At 70.0% G+C, this 21,641-nt stretch carries 23 protein-coding genes; 12 read left to right on the top strand and 11 right to left on the bottom strand.

Features of this window, described 5'->3' with window-relative positions; translation table 11 throughout:
• Nucleotides 1-56: 56 nt before the first annotated feature.
• Both DI276_RS31440 and DI276_RS31435 read left to right on the top strand, forming a co-directional pair.
• Nucleotides 57-1,835 carry a hypothetical protein gene (locus DI276_RS31440; RefSeq protein ID WP_112270089.1) on the top strand — a complete coding sequence of 593 codons (1,779 nt, stop codon included), beginning with the start codon at nucleotides 57-59 and terminating at the stop codon, nucleotides 1,833-1,835.
• Between the two features lie 375 nt (nucleotides 1,836-2,210).
• Nucleotides 2,211-3,002: a mechanosensitive ion channel family protein gene (locus tag DI276_RS31435; RefSeq protein WP_112270110.1), complete on the top strand. Its 792-nt coding sequence runs from the start codon at nucleotides 2,211-2,213 to the stop codon at nucleotides 3,000-3,002.
• Between the two features lie 42 nt (nucleotides 3,003-3,044).
• Here the strand turns inward: DI276_RS31435 and DI276_RS31430 are convergent, their stop codons facing one another.
• A complete protein-coding gene (locus tag DI276_RS31430) occupies nucleotides 3,045-3,368 on the bottom strand; it encodes a DUF6401 family natural product biosynthesis protein (RefSeq protein WP_112270087.1) in 324 nt (107 codons plus the stop codon).
• A 113-nt stretch (nucleotides 3,369-3,481) separates the two neighbouring features.
• Here DI276_RS31430 and DI276_RS31425 point away from each other — a divergent pair, with 113 nt between their 5' ends.
• A complete protein-coding gene (locus tag DI276_RS31425) occupies nucleotides 3,482-3,808 on the top strand; it encodes a hypothetical protein (protein ID WP_112270085.1) in 327 nt (108 codons plus the stop codon).
• Nucleotides 3,809-3,864: 56 nt separating this feature from the next.
• A complete protein-coding gene (locus DI276_RS31420) occupies nucleotides 3,865-4,053 on the top strand; it encodes a DUF3072 domain-containing protein (RefSeq protein WP_112270083.1) in 189 nt (62 codons plus the stop codon).
• Between the two features lie 172 nt (nucleotides 4,054-4,225).
• Here the strand turns inward: DI276_RS31420 and DI276_RS31410 are convergent, their stop codons facing one another.
• Nucleotides 4,226-5,056, bottom strand: a complete 831-nt coding sequence (locus tag DI276_RS31410) for a helix-turn-helix transcriptional regulator (RefSeq protein WP_198681027.1) — start codon at nucleotides 5,054-5,056, stop codon at nucleotides 4,226-4,228.
• Between the two features lie 188 nt (nucleotides 5,057-5,244).
• On the opposite strand from DI276_RS31410, the gene DI276_RS31405 reads away from it, so the two are divergent.
• Nucleotides 5,245-5,832, top strand: a complete 588-nt coding sequence (locus DI276_RS31405; protein ID WP_112270078.1) for a DinB family protein — start codon at nucleotides 5,245-5,247, stop codon at nucleotides 5,830-5,832.
• A gap of 62 nt (nucleotides 5,833-5,894) precedes the next feature.
• Here DI276_RS31405 and DI276_RS31400 read toward each other — a convergent pair whose 3' ends face one another.
• Nucleotides 5,895-7,355, bottom strand: coding sequence for an aminotransferase class I/II-fold pyridoxal phosphate-dependent enzyme (locus DI276_RS31400; RefSeq protein WP_112270076.1), 1,461 nt, complete (start codon nucleotides 7,353-7,355; stop codon nucleotides 5,895-5,897).
• Between the two features lie 36 nt (nucleotides 7,356-7,391).
• On the bottom strand, nucleotides 7,392-8,069 hold the full coding sequence (locus DI276_RS31395) for an AfsR/SARP family transcriptional regulator (protein ID WP_112270074.1): 678 nt from the start codon (nucleotides 8,067-8,069) through the stop codon (nucleotides 7,392-7,394).
• 164 nt (nucleotides 8,070-8,233) lie between these two features.
• On the opposite strand from DI276_RS31395, the gene DI276_RS31390 reads away from it, so the two are divergent.
• The 5 genes from DI276_RS31390 to DI276_RS31370 are packed head-to-tail and all read left to right on the top strand — an operon-like array spanning nucleotide 8,234 to nucleotide 11,711.
• Complete coding sequence (locus DI276_RS31390; protein WP_112270072.1) at nucleotides 8,234-9,097, top strand: manganese catalase family protein; 864 nt, start codon at nucleotides 8,234-8,236, stop codon at nucleotides 9,095-9,097.
• A gap of 13 nt (nucleotides 9,098-9,110) precedes the next feature.
• Nucleotides 9,111-10,325 carry an Nramp family divalent metal transporter gene (locus DI276_RS31385; protein ID WP_112270070.1) on the top strand — a complete coding sequence of 405 codons (1,215 nt, stop codon included), beginning with the start codon at nucleotides 9,111-9,113 and terminating at the stop codon, nucleotides 10,323-10,325.
• Nucleotides 10,325-10,735: a DUF2243 domain-containing protein gene (locus tag DI276_RS31380; RefSeq protein WP_112270068.1), complete on the top strand. Its 411-nt coding sequence runs from the start codon at nucleotides 10,325-10,327 to the stop codon at nucleotides 10,733-10,735. The genes DI276_RS31385 and DI276_RS31380 overlap by 1 nt, the downstream gene beginning before the upstream one ends.
• A 27-nt stretch (nucleotides 10,736-10,762) precedes the next feature.
• Entirely contained in the window at nucleotides 10,763-11,194 is a 432-nt protein-coding gene (locus DI276_RS31375; RefSeq protein WP_232837050.1) for a general stress protein, read from the top strand.
• Between the two features lie 4 nt (nucleotides 11,195-11,198).
• Entirely contained in the window at nucleotides 11,199-11,711 is a 513-nt protein-coding gene (locus DI276_RS31370; RefSeq protein ID WP_112270066.1) for an MSMEG_6728 family protein, read from the top strand.
• Here the strand turns inward: DI276_RS31370 and DI276_RS31365 are convergent.
• Nucleotides 11,633-12,565: an anti-sigma factor RsbA family regulatory protein gene (locus DI276_RS31365; RefSeq protein ID WP_112270064.1), complete on the bottom strand. Its 933-nt coding sequence runs from the start codon at nucleotides 12,563-12,565 to the stop codon at nucleotides 11,633-11,635. The genes DI276_RS31370 and DI276_RS31365 overlap by 79 nt on opposite strands.
• On the bottom strand, nucleotides 12,562-13,368 hold the full coding sequence (locus DI276_RS31360; RefSeq protein WP_112270062.1) for an MEDS domain-containing protein: 807 nt from the start codon (nucleotides 13,366-13,368) through the stop codon (nucleotides 12,562-12,564). The genes DI276_RS31365 and DI276_RS31360 overlap by 4 nt, the downstream gene beginning before the upstream one ends.
• A 131-nt stretch (nucleotides 13,369-13,499) precedes the next feature.
• Here DI276_RS31360 and DI276_RS31355 point away from each other — a divergent pair, with 131 nt between their 5' ends.
• Together DI276_RS31355 and DI276_RS31350 are read left to right on the top strand one after the other, a co-directional pair.
• Nucleotides 13,500-13,856, top strand: coding sequence for an STAS domain-containing protein (locus DI276_RS31355; RefSeq protein ID WP_157985064.1), 357 nt, complete (start codon nucleotides 13,500-13,502; stop codon nucleotides 13,854-13,856).
• Complete coding sequence (locus DI276_RS31350; RefSeq protein WP_198681026.1) at nucleotides 13,822-15,072, top strand: PP2C family protein-serine/threonine phosphatase; 1,251 nt, start codon at nucleotides 13,822-13,824, stop codon at nucleotides 15,070-15,072. The genes DI276_RS31355 and DI276_RS31350 overlap by 35 nt, the downstream gene beginning before the upstream one ends.
• Before the next feature lie 221 nt (nucleotides 15,073-15,293).
• Here the strand turns inward: DI276_RS31350 and DI276_RS53105 are convergent, their stop codons facing one another.
• The 5 genes from DI276_RS53105 to DI276_RS31330 form a co-directional block, all read right to left on the bottom strand.
• Nucleotides 15,294-15,422: a hypothetical protein gene (locus tag DI276_RS53105; protein ID WP_269814313.1), complete on the bottom strand. Its 129-nt coding sequence runs from the start codon at nucleotides 15,420-15,422 to the stop codon at nucleotides 15,294-15,296.
• A gap of 8 nt (nucleotides 15,423-15,430) precedes the next feature.
• Nucleotides 15,431-15,832 (bottom strand): PRC-barrel domain containing protein, encoded by a 402-nt coding sequence (locus DI276_RS31345; RefSeq protein WP_112270058.1) that lies wholly within the window; start codon nucleotides 15,830-15,832, stop codon nucleotides 15,431-15,433.
• Between the two features lie 36 nt (nucleotides 15,833-15,868).
• A complete protein-coding gene (locus DI276_RS31340; protein ID WP_157985063.1) occupies nucleotides 15,869-16,408 on the bottom strand; it encodes a DUF305 domain-containing protein in 540 nt (179 codons plus the stop codon).
• Nucleotides 16,393-17,235, bottom strand: a complete 843-nt coding sequence (locus DI276_RS31335) for a lytic polysaccharide monooxygenase (protein WP_157985062.1) — start codon at nucleotides 17,233-17,235, stop codon at nucleotides 16,393-16,395. Before DI276_RS31335 ends, DI276_RS31340 begins: the two co-directional genes overlap by 16 nt.
• A gap of 117 nt (nucleotides 17,236-17,352) precedes the next feature.
• On the bottom strand, nucleotides 17,353-21,609 hold the full coding sequence (locus DI276_RS31330) for a cation-translocating P-type ATPase (protein ID WP_198681032.1): 4,257 nt from the start codon (nucleotides 21,607-21,609) through the stop codon (nucleotides 17,353-17,355).
• Nucleotides 21,610-21,641 lie beyond the last annotated feature (32 nt).

Genomic DNA, 21,641 nt, shown 5'->3' with positions numbered 1-21,641 from the left:
CGGGCCGCAGCTGCACGGGCGAGGGTCCCGAGAGTCTCCCCCTAGGAGGTAGGCCAGTGAACGCATTCAGCCGTCGCAGCCTGATCACCGGTGCCACCGCGATCGGACTGCTCACCGCCCTGCCGTCGCCGGCACTCGCGCTGCCCGCACCGCCGCCCGTCACGCCGAACCGCCGCTCGTTCGCGCCCGACGAGCAGCGGTTCGCGCAGTACCTGATGGCCGTCTCGCCGATGGTCGCCGACATGGACTCCAGCGGCTTCTTCGGCGGTGGCTGGTGGCGCAGCCCCAACGCCCCGTACAACGCCCGCGTCCAGGAACACGTCTACACGCTGGCGTGGTTCGCGACGCAATCCCGGTCGTGGAACCCGTATCGCGGCAACGCGCAGGTGATCGCCGCGCTGGACGCGGGGCTCGGCCACTACCTCGGGCTGCAGCACGCCGACGGTTCGTGGCCGGAGTACTCCGCGACCCAGCACTCGCTGGCGGCGACCGGGTTCGCCATGGGATACCTGAGCAAGACGAACGCGCTGCTGCGCCGGGCCGGTGTGCTGCCACAGCGGCAGGGGCAGATCACGGCATCACTGCGGCGGGCGATGACGTGGTTCCTCGACCCCGGGAACAACGTCGTCTGGCAGCGGCCGCTCACGTGGGCGAACCAGACTTCCTCCGGCCTCGCTGGTGCCGCGCTCGCGTTGAAGCAGGACCCGGACGCCGTGCTGCGGCAGCGTTTGACCGAGGCGTTCGCGCGGCTCGCGGCGACCGGGCAGAGTCCGGCCGGCTTCTTCTACGAGGAGTCCGGTGCGGACACCAACTACAACTTCGAGGTGATGCTGCCGGAGCTGGCCGACGCGTGGCGGCAGTCCGAGGACGCCAATCTCGTTGCCATGGCCCGGAAGTACACGGACTGGCTCGGCTACAACCTGCTGCGCGAACCGGACGGGTCCGGGTGGTTCGCGAACATCGCGCCGAACTCGCGCACGTCGTCCCGGTTCTACGCCGACGTCCGGCCGGATCCCGAACGGACGGCGTTGAACAACCAGTTCGTTCCGGTGGCGCCGGACCTGGCCGCGTTCGTGTCCAGCCGGGAGGATCTGGCCGCGGCACGGGCCGCGTGGGCCGCCGATCCGGCACCGGTGCCGGCGTTGGTCAAGCCGGACACGTCGCCGCGCATCCTCGCGCACGCGATCTACGGCGAGCGGTACCCGAGTCGTGCGGAACGGACGGCGGCGATCGCGCGGTTGCCGTACCAGCAGGCGCGCTTCACCGAGCGGCGCAGCGATCAGGGGCAGGACTTCCTGTTCGTGCGGCGGCCGCGGTTCTACCTCGGCGGGTACTTCGGGGCACGGCGGGCGACCTCGTTGGCGCGCACCGGGCTCACGTTCCTGTGGCACCCGGTCGCCGGCACGGTCGTGCAGTCCATGAACAACAACAACCACGCGTGCTGGGCGACGGTGTTCCCCGGTCAGGCGCCGGACTCGAACGGGCCGCAGCAGGCCGAGTTCCTCGGTGGCGAGCCGTACCGGTTCCGGTACCGGACGCCTTCCGGCTCGGTCGTGACCGAGGTGACCGTTGGTGATCGGATCGTGCGGTCGGTGCGGGCCAGTTCGGCCGCGACCGAGCAGATTCCGTTGGTGGTGAAGGATTCCGACGTCGTTGCGCTGGACTCGCGCGGGCTCACGTTGAGGCGTGGACGGGTCACGTTGCGGTTCGACTGGGCTCAGCAACTGGATCCCGCGTTGCGGCCGGCGTCGACGATTGCCTATCCAGGGCGCCGAATGCACATCCTCACGGTCCCGCACGACGGCACGTTCACGCTGACGATCTCAGCGAGTTAGTCCACATTGGACAGTCGGTTCACCCTGATGTCGCAACGGCAGGCCGCATGTCCGCGCTGCTCGCGGGGTATTCGGTGATCCCAAACCCAGGTCCCCGTCCGGGAGGAGTGTGGTTGTGATGGCACACCTGCGTCGCCTTGTCGACGTTCGCACCGGTGACGAGTTCGATCAGCCTGTTCCCTTCGGCCTGGTGTACCCGGTGTGCACCGCGGACGGGTCGGCGCCTCCCAGTCAGCGCGGACGAACCTGGGAACACCTGGTGGCGAGCGACCGCGAACTGCGACCTGTGTCGTGAGATCCGTGTGAAGGTCACCCGCACCGGGTATTGCCTGGTGCGGGTGACCCGGTCGGGCGCCCGTGCGAAGGGAGTTCGACGTGGACTTCGGACAAGGGCTGACCGATGCCTGGCGGGCGGTCGCGACGTTCCTGCCCAAGCTGGCGGCCTTCCTGCTGATCTTGCTGATCGGCTGGTTCGTCGCCAAGGCGGTGGCCAAACTGGTCGACAAGGTGCTCGAACGGGTCGGCTTCGACCGGCTCGTGGAGCGCGGGGGCATCCGGCAGATGCTCTCTCGGAGCAAGTACGACGCCTCTGATCTGCTCGCAAAACTCGTCTACTACGCGCTGCTGCTGATCACGTTGCAGATCGCGTTCGGCGTGTGGGGACCCAACCCCGTTTCGGAGCTGTTGACGGGCATCGTGGCGTGGCTGCCCAAGGCCGCGGTCGCGATCATCATCGTCGTGGTGGCCGCGGCGATCGCCCGTGCGGTCAAGGACTTCATCGCCAGCGCTTTGGGTGGCCTGTCCTACGGCAACGTGCTGGCGAACATCGCGTCCGTCTTCATCTGGGCGTTGGGCATCATCGCGGCGCTGAACCAGATCGGCGTCGCCACCACGGTGACCACTCCGGTGCTGATCGCGGTGCTCGCGACGGTCGGCGGCATCCTCGTCGTCGGCGTGGGCGGCGGCCTGATCCGGCCGATGCAGCAGCGGTGGGAAGGCTGGCTGGGACGCGCGGAGCAGGAGCTGCCGCAGGCCCAGGCTCAGGCCGAGGCGTACCAGCGCGGCCGTGAGGACGCGGTCCGCGCCCGCACGGAGACGGAGACCGTGACGCGTGAGGTTCCCGTCGAGGACCCGGTGCTCGGTGCTCGGCGGCCAGAAGATCGTTGATTTCGCGGAACGAGGCGCATCCTTCGGGGTGCGCCTCGTTTCTCACGCGAGCTCGTTGGACAGCGGCCTGGTGTCGTGTGCGTGCGCCAGCTGGCAGACCGCCATCAACCGGACACCGAGCCACGACGTGGGAGTCCAGTCCGTCTCGTGCTCCAGCAGCCCTTGGGCGTACGAGGCGAGCAGCACGACCGCCGCCACCGTGCCCGCACCTTCCACACCGAACAGCAGGATGTCGCGCACCGCGGCACCGTGCTGGTCGACCTCGGCGAGCAGCGCGGGCGTGACGGCGAGCGCCGTCCACCCCGCCATCCCGATCCGGTCGGACAGCTCGGAGATCCACCTCCGCGCGTTGTTCACGCCAAGCATCCCGACACGGTAGCTTCCGCCGGTAAAACCCTGGTTTGAGGGCGCTCGAACCGGGTACCTCCACGCTCTGCGTCAAGCAGTCGGCGCGCTGACTCGGCTGTGGAGGCGAAACGATGACGCTCGACGACATGTCACTGCAACAGGTCCGCGTGACCGCGTTGGAGAAGCTGGACAACGCCGTCTGCACTGCCCTCACCAACATCGAGGCCGACGACGCCCGCAAGGCTTTGAGCGAGGCGGTGGCCGACTGCATCGCGACCGACGCCGTGCCGCCGCCCCAGGTCATGGCTTGCGTGGAAGCCGCCGACGAGCACCTCGGCTACGGCGAGCGGATGGAGGCGCGAACCCTGCTGACCGTCGCCCACCGCCTGCTGGCCCGCGTGCCGCGCCCGGTGCTGCCACGTCCGTCCACTCCTGGTGACGTGATGCTGCACGGGTGATTGGTGCACGGCGGTCCCGGGTATTCGAACGCGTGTTCGGATGAAAGGGGATTGTCGTGAACCGCACACCGGAGAAGGATCCGCGCGACTGGACCACCGGTGACGAGCCGATGACCGGGCCGCAGGAGTCCTACCTGCACACACTCGCCCAGGAAGCGGGCGAGGAGGTGCCGGGCGACCTCACCAAGGTGGAGGCGTCGCAGCTCATCGACCGGTTGCAGGAGAAGACGGGCCGCGGCACCTGACCTGGGGCCTGTGTCGAAGTCCCGTCCGCGATGGCCGGGCGCCCTGGTGGGATGTCAAAACGTGGAACTGCTCGCCAAACTGCGCTGCAGCCCGTCCCGGACGACCACGATCGTGCAGGCCATCCTCGTCCTGCACCATGTCGAGACCCGATCTGCCCAGGTTGAAAAACGCTCAGTGATGGTGATCGCGGGCAAACTGGGCCGGTGTCTGGCCGTAGTAGCGACGAAACATCCGGATGAAGTGGCTGCTGTCGGCGAACTGCCAGTGTGCCGCGATCTCCGAAACCGTGGGGTGGGACGGCGAGAGGAGCGCGTGGCGCGCCTGCTCGAGGCGACGTCGGCGGATGTACGCCGCGACGGGCTCGCCGGTTGACGCGAAGGCCCGGTGCAACGTTCGCAGCGAGACCTTGAGGTGGCGCGCCAGCAGCGCTGGTGTCAGGTCCGGGTCGGTGAGCAGTTGATCGGCGAGGTTGCCGGCCGCGTGGACCAGCGGGCCGGCCAGGCCGGGTTCGGCGCCGTCGAGATACCCGTGCAAAACCCCGCGGACCAGCTCCACCAACGCGTTGCGGCTGGCGTGGACGCCGCCATCGCTGAGGTCGCCGAGTGTCGCGTGGACAACACTCGTGTGTGCCAGCAGCACACGAACTTCCGCGGCGGCGGCCGGGCCGGTCGCTTGCGTGCCGTCGGCGAACAAACCCAGCGCCCCGGCGGGCAGCCCGATCACCTGGGCGGTGGTGCCCGCGGCGACGTCGTAGCCGGTCAACCCGGTCGAGCGGCTCAGCAGGAACTGGCCGGCGTCGACAGCTGTCGTGTCGCGTTCACGTCTGAGGATGTAGGCGCCACGATGCACCACGTAGAGCCGCAGTTCGCCAATGTCGGGAAACGCGGAATCGACCCGTACGCGCGTGGCGGTTTCGAAGTTCGTGATGACTGAGTCCCCGACGCGGGAGGCGAGACCACGAACGACGGCTCCGGCAGTGGCTTCGTGGTGGAACGCGGGCAACGTGAAACCGTCGCCGACCTGCGCTTCCCAGCTGTCGCGGAAGGCGTCGACACCGAACCGTTCGGTGTCCAGCCGAACCGAGCCGCGTACCGAGTCCATCCGGCCATCCAACCACGTGGCACGCATCGTCGATCGAGACGGCACGCGTGTCCAAGACCCCGGCGGTACCGGATTTTTAGGGTCGGGACGTGGATCCGAAAACCTATCTGCACCTGTACTTGCAGCAGGTGCGCGACGTCCTGGTGTGGAAACTCGACGGCCTGTCCGAGTACGACGCGCGCCGGCCGCTCACCCCGACCGGAACGAATCTGCTCGGACTGGTGAAACACCTGACGGGCAACGAGTTCGGCTACTTCGGCGAAGTGTTCGACCGACCCGCCCACGCGGGGGAGTGGCTGGTCGACCGCACTCAATCAGAGGACTTCCTCGCCCGCCCCGAGGAGACCCGCGAGGACATCATCGCGCAGTACAAACGGTCGTGGGAGCACGCTGACGCCACCATCGCGGCACTCGATCTCGACTCACCCGGCAAGGTGCCCCACTTTCCCGAAGGCATGCGCGACGTGACCTTGCAGTGGATGCTCGTCCACATGATCACCGAGACCTGCCGGCACGCCGGTCACGCCGACATCGTCCGCGAGCTCATCGATGGCCGCGCCGGCTACCACCCAACGGTCAGCAACCTTCCCGACGGGTGGTCCGAGTTCCACGATCGTGTCGAGATCGTGGCACGTGAGGCCGCCCGTATCACCGGCGACCGCACGCGGGACACGTAGTTCAGAACGTCAGCAGGGCGAAGAAGCACTCAACGAATGGCTGCCCGCTGATAAAACACGCGCTAGCTGCGGGCCTGAGCGCGGGAGCTGACCACCCGCACCGACTCGAGGTCCGAATCGGCCGGATCCGGCAGCTGCATCCCCGCGGCGAGCCCGCTCCGCACGTAGTCCAGCACCTCGTCCGTGATCACCTCGCCAGGCAGGATCGCCGACGCCCCAGGCGGATACGGCGTGATCATCTCAGCCGAGATCCGCCCGGCCGCCTGGCCCGCCGGCACCTGCTCCACCTCGGCGAAGAACGCGTCGCGTGGCAGCATCGCCGTCTCCAGCTGCAACTCGTCCGGCGACGGCAGGTCGACGGGCTTCGGGGCGGGCAGGTCGGCGGCGAGCAGCGCCTGCAACGCCTCGACCAGCTTGGTGGCGGTGCGGTGGTCGTCGGCGTGGGTGAGCTGGGCGACGACGCGCCGGTGGTCCGACAGGCCCAGGGTGACGCGCTGGTGCTCGCGCAGCCAGTCGGTCGCCTGATAGCCGCTGATGTGCAGCCCGGACACGTCGATCACGATCTTCAGCGGGTCGAACGAGTGCACCAGGTCGTCGAACTCCATCACGTGCAGCCCGGGCAGCGAATCGATCGCGGCACGGGTCGACTCGGCCAGCGCCAGCACGGCGGTCAGCATGGCCTCGCCCTGCTGCACCATGTGCCGGCGCCAGCCGTCGAGGGTCGCGTAGACGAGCGAGGTCGGGCTGGTCGTGCCGAGCAGGTCCTCCCGGCCCTTCAGCACCGCGGGGTCGACCAGCGAGCCCTGCAGGTGGAACACCGAGCTCTGTTCGACCGCGGCGCCGGACTTGTGCACGCTCGTCACGACCACGTCGGCGTCCGCGTCCATGCCCCAAGGCGGCAGGTCGGAGTGGAACGGCAGATGCGCGCCCCACGCCTCGTCGACGATCAACGGCTTGCCGAACGAGTGACACACCTCGGCGATCGCCTGGATGTCACCGCACGTGCCGTAGTCGGTCGGCGTGACCAGCAGCATGCCCTTGGCTTCCGGCTCGGCCTCGAAAATCTCTCGCACCTGATCAGCAGAAGGCGGGTGCGCCAGATGCCGTTCCGCGTCCCACTGCGGACTGATCCACACTGGACAGACGCCGCTGAGAATCAGCCCGGACACCACGGACTTGTGCGCGTGCCGAGGCACGATCAGCTTCTCGTGCGGCCCGGCCACCGACAGCATGGCGCTCTTGACCGACAACGAGCTGCCGCACGTGGAGAAGAAGGCGTGTGAGGCGTGGACCGCGTCCGCCATCAGCTCCTGGGCGTGCTCGATCACGCCGCCGCTCATCAGCCGGTCGTCGAGGCCGTTCAACGCGATCACGTCCGCCTCGAACACCTCGCGCCCGAGCACGTCGAGCACCCTGGGGTCGACGCCCCTGCCCTGCCGGTGGCCCGGCGGCGTGAACGGCACGTAGCCGCGCGAGCGGAACTCCTGCAACGCTTCCAGCACCGGTGCTCTGCTGTGGTCCATGCCGGGGGAGTAGCCCGAACGGAGGCTGTTCGAACATCACCGCAGCAAAGGTCGCACGAGCTCGTGAATGTGCGGCGACGGCTCCATGCCCAGCTCAGCGTGCAGCCGCGTGCGGTAGCTCTGGTACTGGCGCACGGCCTGCGCCGGGTTGCCGTCGGCCAGATGCAGCTCGACGAGTGTGCGGTGCGCGCTCTCTCGCAACGGGTCGGTCTGCACGGCGGCGAGCGCGGCCTGGTACGCGTGGTGATGATCTCCGCAGGACCGGAACCGGGAGCTGAGCGTCTCCAGCGCGCGCAACCGGGCCTGGCGCCACCAGTCGCGCTCGGCCTGCACCCACGGTTGCCACCAGCCAGGCAGCAGGTCTGCCTTGAGCATCCCGACGGCCTCCGGACTGGCACCCGGCGCGGCGGCGAACGCGCACGCACGCCGGAAGTCGACCTCGACGTCCGCGCCGAGCACGAGCGTGTCCTCGGTGACGATGACCAGTGGTGTTTCAGGTTTCACCAGGCGCCACAACGACGACCGCAGGCAGGCACCGGCTCTTCGGGCACTCGTGTCCGGCCAGAGCAGCGTGGCGGCGACCGGCCGGGGGATCGGGGCGTCGCGCAACGCCAGCATCGCGAGCAGCCTGCGCGCGCCGGGCACCACGTGGATCGGCGTTGGGCCGCAGTCCAACCGGAAGCCGCCGAGCAGCTGGATGTGCAACCGCGTCATAGCGGCCTGAGTGCCCGGTCGTTGCGGCCTCACACACCCTCGCGCAGAAATTGCTCCGTCCTGACCAGCGGCGGTGACGCGGGCGTGGCGCGGGCGTGGTGAACGCGCGCCGTCCGGGTCACGGGCGCTGCCTAGCGTCGGTTCTCCCGAGCCAGGGAGGCGAGATGTTCCTGCACACCAGCAGGTTGCAGTTCGAGGCGAAGCCCGACCGCCCGGACGCGCACTACGCCCGCAAGCTCCAGGAGCTGATCGGCGGCGCGTACGGCGAGATGACCGTGACCATGCAGTACCTGTTCCAGGGCTGGAACTGCCGGATGGAGGGCAAGTACAAGGACCTGATCATGGACGTGGCCACCGAGGAGATCGGCCACGTCGAGATGATCGCGACGATGGTGGCGCGGCTGCTCGACAACGCGCCGTCCGAGGTGACCGCCCAGGCGGTGGCCGACGACCCGGTCATCGCGGCGGTGATCGGCGGCATGGACCCGCAGCAGGCGATCGTCAGCGGCGGCGGGCCGACGCTCTCGGACAGCAACGGCGTGCCGTGGAACGGCCGGTTCATCGTCGCGAGCGGCAACCTCATGGCCGACTTCCGCGCGAACGTCGCTGCGGAGGCGCAAGGCAGGTTGCAGACCGCACGGCTGTACAACATGACCGACGACACCGGTGTGCGGGACATGCTGAAGTTCAACCTCGCCCGCGACACAGCGCACCAGAACATGTGGCTCGCCGCGATCGAGGAGTTGCAGGAGGACGGCCTCGAAGGCCCGATCTCGCCGAGCGCGTTGTTCGACGAGGAGTACGCCGAGCACGCGGGCACGATCTGGCACAACTCCGACGGGCCCGCGGGCGCCGAGGGCGGCTGGGCGTCCGGCACGGCACCGGACGGCGTGCACGAGTTCTCCTACGTGATGGACCCGGAAGCGTTGGGCGGCAAGGCAACGGCGCCGGCACCGGACCCGCTGCTGTACGCCACCAGTCCCGCGAACCTCGGGCTGATCGAGAAGGCGATCCGCAAGCTCACCTGAGGAGGTCGGCAAGATGGTCGGCATCACGGTGCCAGCTCGCGTCCGGTCGGCCGCCGTCGTCATGGGGCCCGCGTTCGTCGTCGCGGTCGCCTACGTCGATCCCGGCAACTTCGCGACGAACATGGCGGGCGGTGCGGCGCACGGCTACCTGTTGTTGTGGGTGATCGTCAGCGCGAGCCTGCTGGCGATGTTCGTCCAGTACCAGTCGGCGAAGCTCGGCATCGTGACCGGCCGCAACCTGCCGGAGCTCTGCCGCGAGCACTACCCGCGCCCGGTCACCGGGATGCTGTGGGTGCAGGCGGAGCTGGTGGCCATGGCCACCGACCTGGCGGAGTTCGTGGGCGCGGCGGTGGCGCTGAACCTGTTGTTCGGCGTGCCGCTGCTGCCCGCGGCCGGCATCACCGCGGTGGTGTCGTTCGGCATTCTCGCGCTGGCGCCGTTGCGGCGGCGCCGGTTCGAGTCGGTGATCGTGGGCCTGCTCGCGATCGTGCTCGGCGGTTTCCTCTACCAGACGCTGCACCTCGGTCCGCTGACCGGAGCGGCGGCCGGGCTGGTGCCGGGGTTCGCGGGCGTGGACAGCGTGCTGCTCGCGACCGGCATGCTCGGCGCCACGGTCATGCCGCACGTGATCTACCTGCACTCGGCGCTGACCCAGCGGCACCACCGGCCCGGTGACGTCCGCGGTGTGCTGCGGGCCAGCCGCACCGACATCGTGGTGGCACTGGGCATCGCGGCGATGGTGAACGTGAGCATGCTCGTCGTGGCGGCCGGTGCGTTCCACCAGGCCGGTGCGCCGCGGGAGTCGTTGGAGGACATGCACTCCGGGCTCGGTCAGCTGCTCGGGCCCGGTGCGGCACTGGCGTTCGCGCTGGCGCTGCTGGCGTCCGGGCTCGCGGCGTCCAGCGTGGGCACCTACTCCGGTCAGGTCGTGATGGAGGGGTTCCTGCGCCGCCGGATTCCGTTGTGGCTGCGGCGGTTCGTCACGATGGCGCCCGCGCTCGCGGTGCTGGCGTTCGGGGTCGACCCGACGAAAGCGTTGGTGCTGAGCCAGGTCGTGCTGTCGTTCGGCATCCCGTTCGCGTTGGTGCCGATGGTGTTGCTGGCGCGGCGGCGGGATGTGATGGGCGCGTCGGCGAACCGGCGCGGTGTCACGGCGGTCGGTGCGGTGGCGGCGCTGGTGATCTCCGCGCTGAACATCTTCCTGTTGGTGCGAACGGTGGTGGGCTGATGATCGCGGCACTCGTGCTGGGCGTGGGGATCGGCGGTTTCCTCGACGGCATCGTGATCCACCAGCTGCTGGGCTGGCACCACGTGCTGTCGGGTTGGTACCCGAGGGAGGACATGCGGTTGATGATGCTCGGCGACGGGCTGTTCCACCTGCTGTGCCTGGTCTTCGTGCTGATCGGGGTGGCGCTGCTGAACCGGCGCGCTCCGCTGCCGAACCGGGTGCTGCTGGGCGGCATCCTCGCCGGGTGGGGTGCGTTCAACCTGGTCGAAGGGGTGGTCGACCACCAGGTCCTGGGCATCCACCACGTCCGGCCCGGCCCTGACCAGCTCGCCTACGACCTGGTCTTTCTCGCGTCCGGTCTGGTGCTCGTGGTGATCGGGACGCTGTTTGCCCGGCGGGTTCGTGGGTAGCCGTTTCGTGTGGAAATCGAACAGAGGGTGACCGAGTCGAGCCTGCTGGCGAGCTTCGCCGACTACGTCGACGCCCAGCGGCTCGTGGACCGGATGTCGGACGACGGCTTCCCGGTCGAGAGCGTGCGGATCGTGGGCGAGGGCGTCCGGACCGTAGAACAGGTGACCGGCCGGATGACCCGAGGCAGGGCGGCGGCGTCCGGCGCCGCGGGCGGTGCCTGGTTCGGTGTGTTCATCGGACTGCTGTTCGGGCTGTTCACCTCCGGCGCCGGCTGGGTGTGGCTGCTGCTGATCAGCATGCTGATCGGTGCGTTCTGGGGTGCTGTGTTCGGGTTCGTCGCGCACTGGAGCACGCGCGGGCAGCGGGACTTCTCCAGCGTCATGACGTTGCAGGCGCAGCGGTACGAGGTGCACGTGGACAAGGCGCAGGCCGCGCAGGCTGCGCGGTACGTCCTCTGAGGCCATGCAGACGTTCTTGCCGTTCCCCGACTTCGCCGCGACGGCGCGCGTGCTGGACCGCCGCCGGCTCGGCAAGCAGCGGGTGGAGACGTTGCAGGTGCACCGCGCGCTGGTGGTGCCGGGCCACGGCTGGCGGCACCACCCCGCCGTGCGGATGTGGGCCGGGTACGAGGAAGCGCTCGTGCGGTACGGGCTGGAGATCTGCGCGGTGTGGCGGGCCGCCGGGTTCCTCGACACGTGCGAGGTGACCATGCGGTCGGACCTGGCCCGCGCCAAGGACATCACGATCGTGCGCACCCAGGCCGAGCTGGCCGCGGCGGGCGCACTGCCGCACTGGCTGGGTGACGAGACGGTGCACCGCAGCCACCAGTCGGCGTTGGTGCGCAAGGACCCTGAGCACTACCGGCGGTACTTCCCCGGTGTGCCGGACGATCTGCCCTACGTGTGGCCGGGCTCGGAGCCGCCGACGCTGACGCGGACCGTGAACCCGTCCTCGTCGCAGCCCATCGACACGTAGTCGCACGTGCGGTGCAGGATCCACAGTCCGAGCCCGGCCGAGCGGGTGACCGTGGTCGGCATCAGCCCTGCCATCGGGTCGGACGGGCCTGGGCCCCGATCGTTCGCCGTCACGACCACGCGCGAGTCGTCCGCCCACAACCGGAACCGCACCGGCCCGACGCCGTGGCTCAGGCCGTTCGTGACGATCTCGCTGGCCGCGTACACGACGTCGTGCGAGTTGTCCTCGCTGAGCCGGATGCCCGCGATCGCCGCACCGACCGCCTCCCGCACGGCGGCGGGCGTCGGGTCGACCAGCGAGACCAGGGGCGCGCCCCGTTCCAGCACGTCCGGCACGGGTCTGCTGAGTTCGCCGCCCGTGCCGAAGCCGGGGTTCGGCTCGTGCTCGCCGGACGCGGTCGCGATGTACTCGTGGGCGCGTTCGACGTCGGCGAGCACCTCCGGCGGGGTGATCCTGGTGTCGTACGGGCACAGGCCCCGCAGCGGGAACTCGGCGAACGCCTGGTTGACGGCGTTCTCGTAGCGGCCCCACCAGTCCCACGGCACGCCGAAGCCGGGGTGCGGGACGTCGCCGATCGTGCGGATCCGGGTCGCGCCCTGCTGGGCGTGCTTGCCGAAGATGTCGCGGTAGCTCGCGATCGCGTCGGCCGGCCGGGCGTACTGGTCGGCGCCGGGCACGTAGGTGACGGCGTCGTCGCGGCCCAGCGCGTCCCGCAGCAGAGCCGTGTTCTTCTCCGCGCACGCGACCAGCGTCGGCTGGCTCTCGCGCAGGCCGCCCTCGACGAACGGCACCGCGATCGCGAGGAAGTCGTCGTCCGAGCCGTAGAACGCCGTCTCGTGGTGGAAACCCGTCATCGGACGCACTCCACGTCGCGCAGCTCGAGGAGCGACACCAGGCGCGGCAACGACGATCTCTGCGAGCGCAGGACGAGCGTTGCCGCGTTCGAGCGCGCGTACCCTTGCAGCGCCAGCAGGCCGTGGTGGTCGATGAACCGCAGACCGGTGGCGTCGACGCGCAACGGGTCACGTGCGGGTGCCGCGTTCTGCAGCGCCAGCGACAGCAGGTCGAGGCTCACCCCGTCGATCTCACCGTGCAACGCGATGCCATCTGCCGTGGCGTGCAACCGAAAGGGCGCGCACCAGGCGTTGTTGACCGGGTGCAGCGAGTTGAGCCGCGCGATCGCCGGCTCGGACAGCTCCGCGCGGTGGTAGCCGCACATGGCGGAAAACGGTTCCGCGGTCATGTACTTGTCGATCAGGTGCTCGTAGCGGCAGAACGCGTCGAGCGAGTCCGACGAACGCACCAGCGCCGTGGCGTCCGCGGCCACCCGCAGCCCGGTGAAACCGTCCCGGAGCGCCGCGCGCGTCGCCTCCGCGTACGCCGCGACCTGCTCTTCCGGCATGTGGTGGCGCGACTCCAGCCCGGTCACCTCGGCGCGACCGTCGCGCAACGCCTCACCCAGAACGGGTTCGGATTCCAGGTGCGTGGCGAGGTCGTCACCGCGTGCGACATAACAGACGCGCTGCCCCTGCCGGAGGCCGTCGACGAGGAACTCCGCCGCGCGTGCGCGAAACTCGGCGAAGTCGTCGAAGGGCCAGCAGAGGTGGTCGTTCGGGTTCATCCCGACGACCACGTCGGTGACACCGGACGTGCGCATGGCGCCCGATACTACGCCGGGCCCGAGTGCTCCATCCGAGCGAACATCGGGGCGCACACCCAGGTCGACTGCGCTACGGTCGGACCGGGTTGAGCAGGCAGCCCAGGTGCTGTTCAACGAGAGGTTGCCGCGTGCGCACCGATGACGACGTTCCCTTCCGCGCCACGAGCGAGAGCGTGGGCGAAACCGTCGTCGTACACGTCGCCGGTGCACTGGACCAGGTGACGGCCGATGAACTGTCCCACTGCCTGAGCGGCGCGCTCCACCTGGTGAAACCACCCGAGCCGCTGATCGTGGACCTGACCGAGGTGGACTTCCTCGGTGCGTGCGGCATCGGGGTGTTGCTGGAGCACCAGGACCTGTGCCTGAGCAGGGGCAGCGCGCTCGAGGTCGTCGCTTGCAGGCCCGCGGTGCTGCGGCCGTTGCAGGTGCTGGAACTGACGAGCGTGCTCGGTGTCCGGCCGACCCTCCATCCACAACGGACCTGAAGGAGGCACGCCCACGGACGACGCGCCGTACACGATGCTCGCGCACCTGCTGGAGGACAGCCACCTCGCGACGCTGGAGCGGTTGCCGGGGCTGGTCGAGCAACGTGCCGCCCCGGTGGGACTGTCGGAGATCCTGATCCTGCTCGCGGACCTGCGCGAGCAGTCGCTGGTGGCGCTGCACCCGGACGGGAAGCGCACGTTGCCGGTGGACGCGAGCCTCGCGGGCAGGGCGTTCCGCGACGTGGCACTGATCGCGACCGCACGGGACGGTGGCCACCACTTCTGGATCCCGTTGCTGGACGGCACGGAACGCATCGGCGTGCTCGGCGTTGCCGCGCGGAGCAGTGACAGGTCCACAGTGGACTGCGTGCGGGCGTTGGCATCACTGGTCGCGTTCATGCTGGTGAGCAAACGCCCGCACAGCGACACGTACCAGATGCTCGTGCGCTCCCAGCCGATGGCGATCGCCGCGGAGGTCGTCTGGCCGCTGATGCCGCCGCTCACCTTCGCCACGGACAACCTCGTGCTCACCGCAGTGCTCGAACCGGCCTACGAGATCGGTGGCGACGCGATCGACTACGCGATCCGCGGCGACGTCGTGCACCTGTCGATCTTCGACGCGATGGGCCACGACCAGTCAGCGGGCTTGACGGTCGCGCTGGCCACCGCCACCTGCCGCAGCCATCGGCGCCGCGGCGCGAACCTGGTCGACACCAGCGTCGCCGTGGACCAGGTGATCGGCGAGCAGTTCGGCGGACGCAGGTTCGCCACCGGTGTGCTCGCCGAGCTCGACTACCGCACCGGCACGCTGCACTGGGTGAACCGCGGCCACCCGCCGCCGCTGCTGATCCGCCAGGGCCGGTGGCTGCACCAGCTGCAGTGCCGTCCCGCGCCGCCGATGGGCTTCCAGCTGCCCGCGGCACCGGTGCTGTGCCGCGAACACCTCGAACCAGGCGACAGGTTGTTGTTCTACACCGACGGCATCGTCGAGGCGCGCGACACCCGCGGCCGGCAGTTCGGCCTGCGGCGGTTCGCGGACTTCGTGATCCGCCGCGAGGCCGACGGCTGCTCGGCGCCGGAGACGTTGCGCCGCTTGATGCGCACGGTGCTCGACCACCAGCACGGGCGGCTGCAGGACGACGCGAGCGCGTTGCTCGTGGAGTGGCAGCACGACCGCGAGAAGACGCTGCTGGTGCGTACGCCTACCCGTGCCTGATCCGGCGTGGAGCTGGCGCGCGCAGATGCTGTCCAGGTGCGTGCGCCGTGCCCATGCCCGTGCCTGACGCAGCGCGGAACCACCGCGAGCAGGCGCTGCCCCGGTGCGAGCCCCCTGCCCGTGCCTGAATCCAGCGCAGCACCACCCAGGGCACGACGAGCCCCGGTGCGAGCCCCTACCCGTGCCTGATGCCGCGCAGCACCACAGCGCACGACGAGCCCCTACCCGTGCCTGATCCAGCGCAACACCACCCAGAGCACGACGAGCCCCGCCACGAGCCCGAGCCCGGACCGGGCCACCGCCGCGCGTTCGGCGTTCTCCTGCCGGCGGAGCGCCTTTTCCCTGTTCATGCGCGCTCCTAGAGCATCGGGGGCATCGCGCGGTAGCTCTCGGTGTAGTAGTCACCGGTGCGCTGGCGGTAGTCCTCGTGGTTGTCCGGGTCGTACTCGGGCGCGTTCTTGATCTGCTCCTTGGTGCGGTCGACGTAGACCTTGCGCTCCTCGTGGTCCACTCGCTGCACGGTGCCCACGGGCAGCACGACGGTGCGTCCGAAGATCCACGGACCGGTGGAGATCATCAGGCAGTCGTTCGGCACCTTCGCGTTGTCGTCGTCGATCTTGCCGATGCTGCCGTCGGTCGCCTCGACCTCGTACCCGATCAGGCCGGTGTCGGGGCGCTGGGCGAGTTCCGCCTCGTCGTGCTCGTGCTCCGTCCAGGACGGGTCACGCCACACCCACGGAACGAACGGGACTGGTTGCATCTCGACCTCCCTGTGGTCTGCGCCGGGGGTACCCGCTCAAACCTGGTCGAGGAACCTCTTCATCAGCTCGATCTGCGCGACGCGGGACCTCTCGATCCGTTCCGCGAGCGATTTCACCTCCTGGTGGGCGCCGCTGCCGGACTGCCACCGTGCCATCTGCACGGCGTCGTCCTGGTGCGCGATCAGCACGTTCAGCAGCCGTTGGTCGAACTCAAAACCCCGCAACCCCTGCAACCGGGAGATTTCCGAAGGATTGGTGCGCCGCATGTCCCCGTGCCCCGCGTGCGAGTCCGGCGGCGCGGTCAGCGGTTCACCCCATGAGGTGAGCCAGCTCTTCATCGTGCCGATCTCGGTGGCTTGGGTGGACTCGATCGCCGCGGCGAGCATCCGCAGATCGGCCGACGACGCCCGGTCCTCAGCCAACGCGACCATCGCGACGCCCTGCTCGTGGTGCGGAATCATCATCTGCAGGAACATCACGTCCAACGGGTCACCGCGCAACGTGGTGTCCGGAGTGCAGCCGGACACCACGAACGCGAGCAACAGCAGGAAGATCCGCATCAGACGCGTTTCCACAGGGCCGGCGTGTTCGGCGGTTCCCACCCGGCGATGGCCGTGTGCGCTTGCACGCACTCGTAGCCGAGGCCGTTGTAGGTCACGCGGTTGCCGGTCTGGTACGTCGTGCCCGCTGCCCATGTGCCGCCGACCGGCGGGGGAGTCGTGGTGGTCGTGGGCGTCGGATTGCTGGTCGTCGTCGGCGGCGGCGTCACCCCGCCGCCGAAGTCGACGTCCGAGCACGTGTAAAACGCTTCTGCGCTGCCGACGACGCGTTGCCAGATCGAGTAGATGATGTGGCGGCCGGTGCGTTGCGGGATGTTCAGCGTCCAGTTCGTGAACGTCGTGGGGTTCTGGTTGTTGAACGTCTGCAGGTGCACGAGGTCCGACCAACGCAGCGGCTGTGTGGGGCTCCAGCCCTGCCTGGTGAGGTAGAACTCGAAGTTGCTGTTCGAGTGCGGCGCGGACGCGTGGTAGGTCACCGTCAGCGACCCGGCCGAGATGCGCTTGGCCGGCCAGTCGGCGCGTTGCAGGTCGAGGCCGCGGTACTTGTCGCGGCCCGCGCTGCACAGCTTGCCGTCCGGGATGATCTCGCGGTGCCGGCCGCCGGCGTCGAGCAGCGACACTTCGTTCCAGTCGTAGAACGCCTGCGTGCCACCGGCCGCGACGGCCGCCTTGCACGCCTCGGACTTCGGGTTCTCCGGACCCTCCTGTTTGCACGTGTAGACCCGGCTGGCCGGATCGGACAACGTGCCGTGAGCGCTGGCGGTCGTCGGCACGAGGAACGCGACGGCCAGCGCGGTGGATGCGGTGAGACTCGCGAGAGCGAGCCGATTCCGTGTCTTCAAAGCTCCTCCTGGCAGGCGGAGGCGGCGAACACCGAGGTGTTCGCGCAACGGGATCGGCGGCCCGGTTCACGAGTGTAAACAAGTGGTTGGACCATTTCGACGGCCAAGCGAAGGAACTCAGACGCGGAGAACCTTTGACAACAAAGCATTCAGCGCGGTCGCGGTCGTCGTGGCGCCCGCCGCGATGCTCCAGCCGACAGGTCCGAGCGGTGTGCAGCCGAAGAAGCCGCTCACGCCGGGCGTCTGGATCACCGCCGCCAGCGCCGCGGCCGAACCGAGGCTCGCCGCGAGCACTCGCCGGTCCAGTCCGCCGGTCACCAGCGTCTGTCCCAGCTGCGTGCCCACCAACGCGGCCAGCGCGACCGTGCTCGCCCGCCGCGACCGCCCGGTGAGCCGGGCGACGGTCCACGCCGTGCCCGCGCCGAACGTCGTCGTCAACGCGCGCAGCAGGATGTCGCGGTCGAGCTGGCCGCCCAGTGACGTCTCGGGTCCTTCGTGGAGCAGGCTCTCCACCTGGTCGGGTTTCGGCGCGCGCAACGCGATGGCCAGCGCGGGTGCGAGGTCGGTCAGCAGGTTGACCAGCAGGATCTGCCTGGCGTTCAACGGTGCCCTGCCGGTGATCAGTGCCGCCAGGACGTTGAAGCCGATCTCGCCGAGGTTGCCGCCGAGCAGGATCGCCAGCGCCTCGCGCACCGACGACCACATCGCGCGGCCTTCCAGCACGGCGGCGGTGATCGTCTCCAGCCGGTCGTCGGTCACCACGAGGTCGGCGGCGCTGCGGGCGGCGGGCGTGCCGCGCCGGCCCAGTGCGATGCCGACGTCCGCCAGGCGGATCGCGGGTGCGTCGTTCGCGCCGTCGCCGGTCATCGCGACCGTGCGTCCGTCCCGTTGGTAGGCCTGGATGATCCGGACCTTGTGGGTGGGGCTGCAGCGGGCGATGACGTCCACTTCGGACAGTGCGGCGGCGAGCTTGTCGTCGTCGAGCTCGTCGAGCTCCGAGCCGGTGATCACGCGCTGGTTGTCGGACGGAAGAGCGGTCGAGGCGATGGCGTCGGCGGTGGCGGGGTGGTCGCCGGTGATCATCACGACCTTCACGCCGGCCGCCTCGAGTTGTTCCGCGGCAGGGGCGGCGCTGTCCCGCACGGGGTCGGCGAGCGCGACGAACCCGCGGAACTTGAGGTCCCGCACGGCTTCCTCGGACAGCTCGATGCCGTCCGCGACGCGTTCGGCCACCGCGAGCACGCGGTGACCCGACCCGGCCAGCTGCTCCATGCGGTCCTTGATCGTCGCGCGGGCGTCCTCGTCCAGCGTGCACCGGGCCAGCACGATCTCCGGTGCGCCTTTCACGCTGAGCAGCGTCCGCTTGCCGATCGTGCCGGTGGTCGCGTGGTAGCCGCGTGACGGTTCGAACGGCAGATCGGCCCGCCGCCGCCACGACTGGGCACCGGTGCGCACGCCCACTTTGGCCTTGCGGGCGCCCGACATCACCGCCCGGTCGGTCTGGTGTTCCAGGTCCTCGCGACTCCTGGCGGCAGGTGTGGCGCGAGCAGCGGCGGCCAGCACGTTGCGCAATGACCCGTCCAAAGAGGACACGCCGGCGATGCGCTCGACCGTGCCCACCTTGGCGAGGCTCAGGCTGCCCTCGGTCAGCGTGCCGGTCTTGTCGAAGCACAGCACGTCGACGCGTCCCAACGCCTCGATCGTGCGCGGGTTCCGCACCAGCGCGCCGTGATCGGCGAGCCGCCTGGCCGCGCCCAGCTGGGCGGCGTTCACCAGGAACGGCAGCCCTTCCGGCACCGAGGCGACGGCCAGGTTGACCGCGGCGCTCAACGTCTCCTGCGGCGGAATCCCGCGCAACAGCCCGGAACCGGTCACCGCGGCGGCGGCACCCAGCGCGAGCGGCATGGCGGTGCGGGTCAGCGACTCCAGCCGCGACTCGACGCCCGCGGTCGGCGTGCTCTGGCGGGCCGTGGCCATGCTGCGCCCGGCCTCGGTCGCGAGCCCGGTCGCGACGACCACCGCCACGGCGCTGCCGGTCGCGATCGTCGTGCCCTCGTAGAGCATCGAGCTGCGGTCGGAGATGTCCGCGGCGACGACCGGCGCGCTGTCCTTGGCCACCGGCAGCGACTCGCCGGTCAGCGACGACTCGTCCGCCTCCAGCGCGGTGGCCTCGATGATGCGGCAGTCCGCGGGCACGACGTCGGACGAGCGCAGCAGCACGACGTCGCCCGGCACCAGGTCGGCGGCGGCCACGGTGACCTCGGCGCCGTCCCTGCGGACGCTCGCGCCCACCGCGGACAGCTTGAACAGGTCCGCCAGCGCCCGGTCGGTCTGCACCCGCTGCACGCTGCCGACCAGCGCGGATGCCCCCGTGATGGCTGCGACCAGGCCCGCGTCCATCGGCGAGCCGACCGCCGCCGCCAACGCCGCACCCGCCGCCAGGACGGGCGTCAGCGGATTCGCGAGCTCCTCGACGAACGCCTGCCACAGGCTGAGCCCGAGCGGTTCCTCACCGGTCCCGGACGCACGTGCCCGTTGCTGGACCTCCTTGCCGTTCAGCCCAACGGAGGTGGCTTGGAGGCGCTCCAACACCACGTCGACCGGCATGAGATGCCACGGCGTGGTGCTGACCGGTGGCGAGATCGGCCGGGAAAGCAGCTGGTGAGCGCGCCAGTGTCCGAGCGCGAACCCGATCGCGGCGGCCGCGTTGCCCGCGAAGAGCCCTCGCTTGGCGGCGAGCGGACCCGTCGCCTGCACCGCCGCCACCGCGCCGACGCCGCTGCCGCCCGCGGCGAGCTTGATCCCGTCCGAGTCCACCCTGGACGCCACCCCGACCGCGTCGATCACCAGCGCGGCGGCCTCGAAGTCGTGTCCCACCAGCACATGCGCACCCCAGGCCGGTGGCTTTCCCGAGCGGAACGCACCGAGCCCGCAGTCCGCCGCCCCCAGGGCCTTGCGGTCACCGGACAGCAGCAGGACGACCCCGCCGTCCTCCTGCAGCTTCCGCACCGACCCGGCCAGCTCGTCGCCACCGGGTACGAGGTCGTCGACGAACGAGAACTTCGCGGCCTCGGTCTCCGCGGCCAGCACGACCCGTGCACCGGCCCTGCGCGCGGCGGCGGCGATGGCCTGCAAACCGTGCGCGTGCTGGACGGAGGCCCCGACCACGGCCAGCAGCTTCTGCCCCTTGGACAGGCCCAGCACGTCGTCGGCGCCCCGCTTGCGCAGCCGTTGCGCACCCTGCTTGCCGCGAGTGCCGTCGAGGGGACCGAGCCGCCAGCCGTCGGCTTGTTGGACCTGGTCAGGGGCCTGCGGGTCGAACAGCTCGAACGCGACGGAGGCGATCTCCTTCGGGTCGGCTCCGGCCAGCGGCACGACGTCGGTCAGCTCGGTCTGCCCGGTGCGCAGTGCCCGTTCGTCGAGCACGACCGTGTCGATCTGGCTGAGCCGCCGCAGCACGCCCCGGTCCATGACGATCACGCCGCGCTTGGCGAGGATGCGCCCGAGGTAGGTCGCGAACCCCTCCCGTGCGGCGGCGGGGGCCTTGGGCGTGGTCGCCAGTCCCAACGCCAGTCCACGCCGGACGCCGAAGAACGGCACAGCGGCGGCCGCGGCCACCGCGCCGACGCCCATCGCCCGTTCCGCGTACCGGTCGACCGGATCTGGTGGGACTTCGACGGGCCGGGGTCGCAGCACCGGCTCGCCCGCCGCGTGGTCAGGCCCCGCGACGAGCTCGGGTTCGGCCTTGTTCCAGGCTTTGCGGTAGGCGAGGGCCTCGCGGATCTGCGCGATCCGCTCGGCGCCGTCGAGCAGGATGCCCTCACCGCCGGCCGCGAGTCCCTGCGCGAGCGCGGACACGTGCGGCAGCAGCGAGTCCGTGCCGTCCTTGCCCACCAGCCCCCGCAGCTTGGGGTGGCGCTGGAAGATCGCCCCGAGCGCCGCCACCTCGGTGGGCAACGGCACCCACTGGGTCAGCCTGGTGATCGCGGAGAGTCCCAGTCCGACGGCGTCCGCGGCCAGTGCCGACACGGTTTGCCGCGTCCGTGGTCCCTCACACGGGTGGTGCAGCTCCTCGCAGGGTTCTTCCTCGGCGTGCTCGGCGGCGTGGTGCTCGGCCCGTTCGATGATCCGGATCAGCTCGGCGCGGCGTGGACCGGGCGTTTCGATCGCGACGACCACGCGCTGTGCGGGTGCGTTGACCCGTGCCCACGCCACGCCGTCGAGGTTCTCCAGGCGTTGCTCGACCGACTTGATCAGGCGCAGGGCGTGCGGGGTGTCGAGGCCGTGGACCTCGATGTGCAGCCGTCCCTGCCGCGCCCAGACCTGCCTGCGGCGAAGCCCGGCGACGTCCCTCAGCAACCCTGCCAGATCCACCAGATGGGGATGACCGACACTTGGAAACGTCA

The organism is Lentzea terrae (assembly GCF_003265345.1).
In the GTDB taxonomy this organism is placed as follows: domain Bacteria; phylum Actinomycetota; class Actinomycetes; order Mycobacteriales; family Pseudonocardiaceae; genus Lentzea; species Lentzea terrae.
The sequence above is the reverse complement of the archived record's forward strand: the minus strand, read 5'-3'. Positions and strand labels throughout refer to the sequence as shown.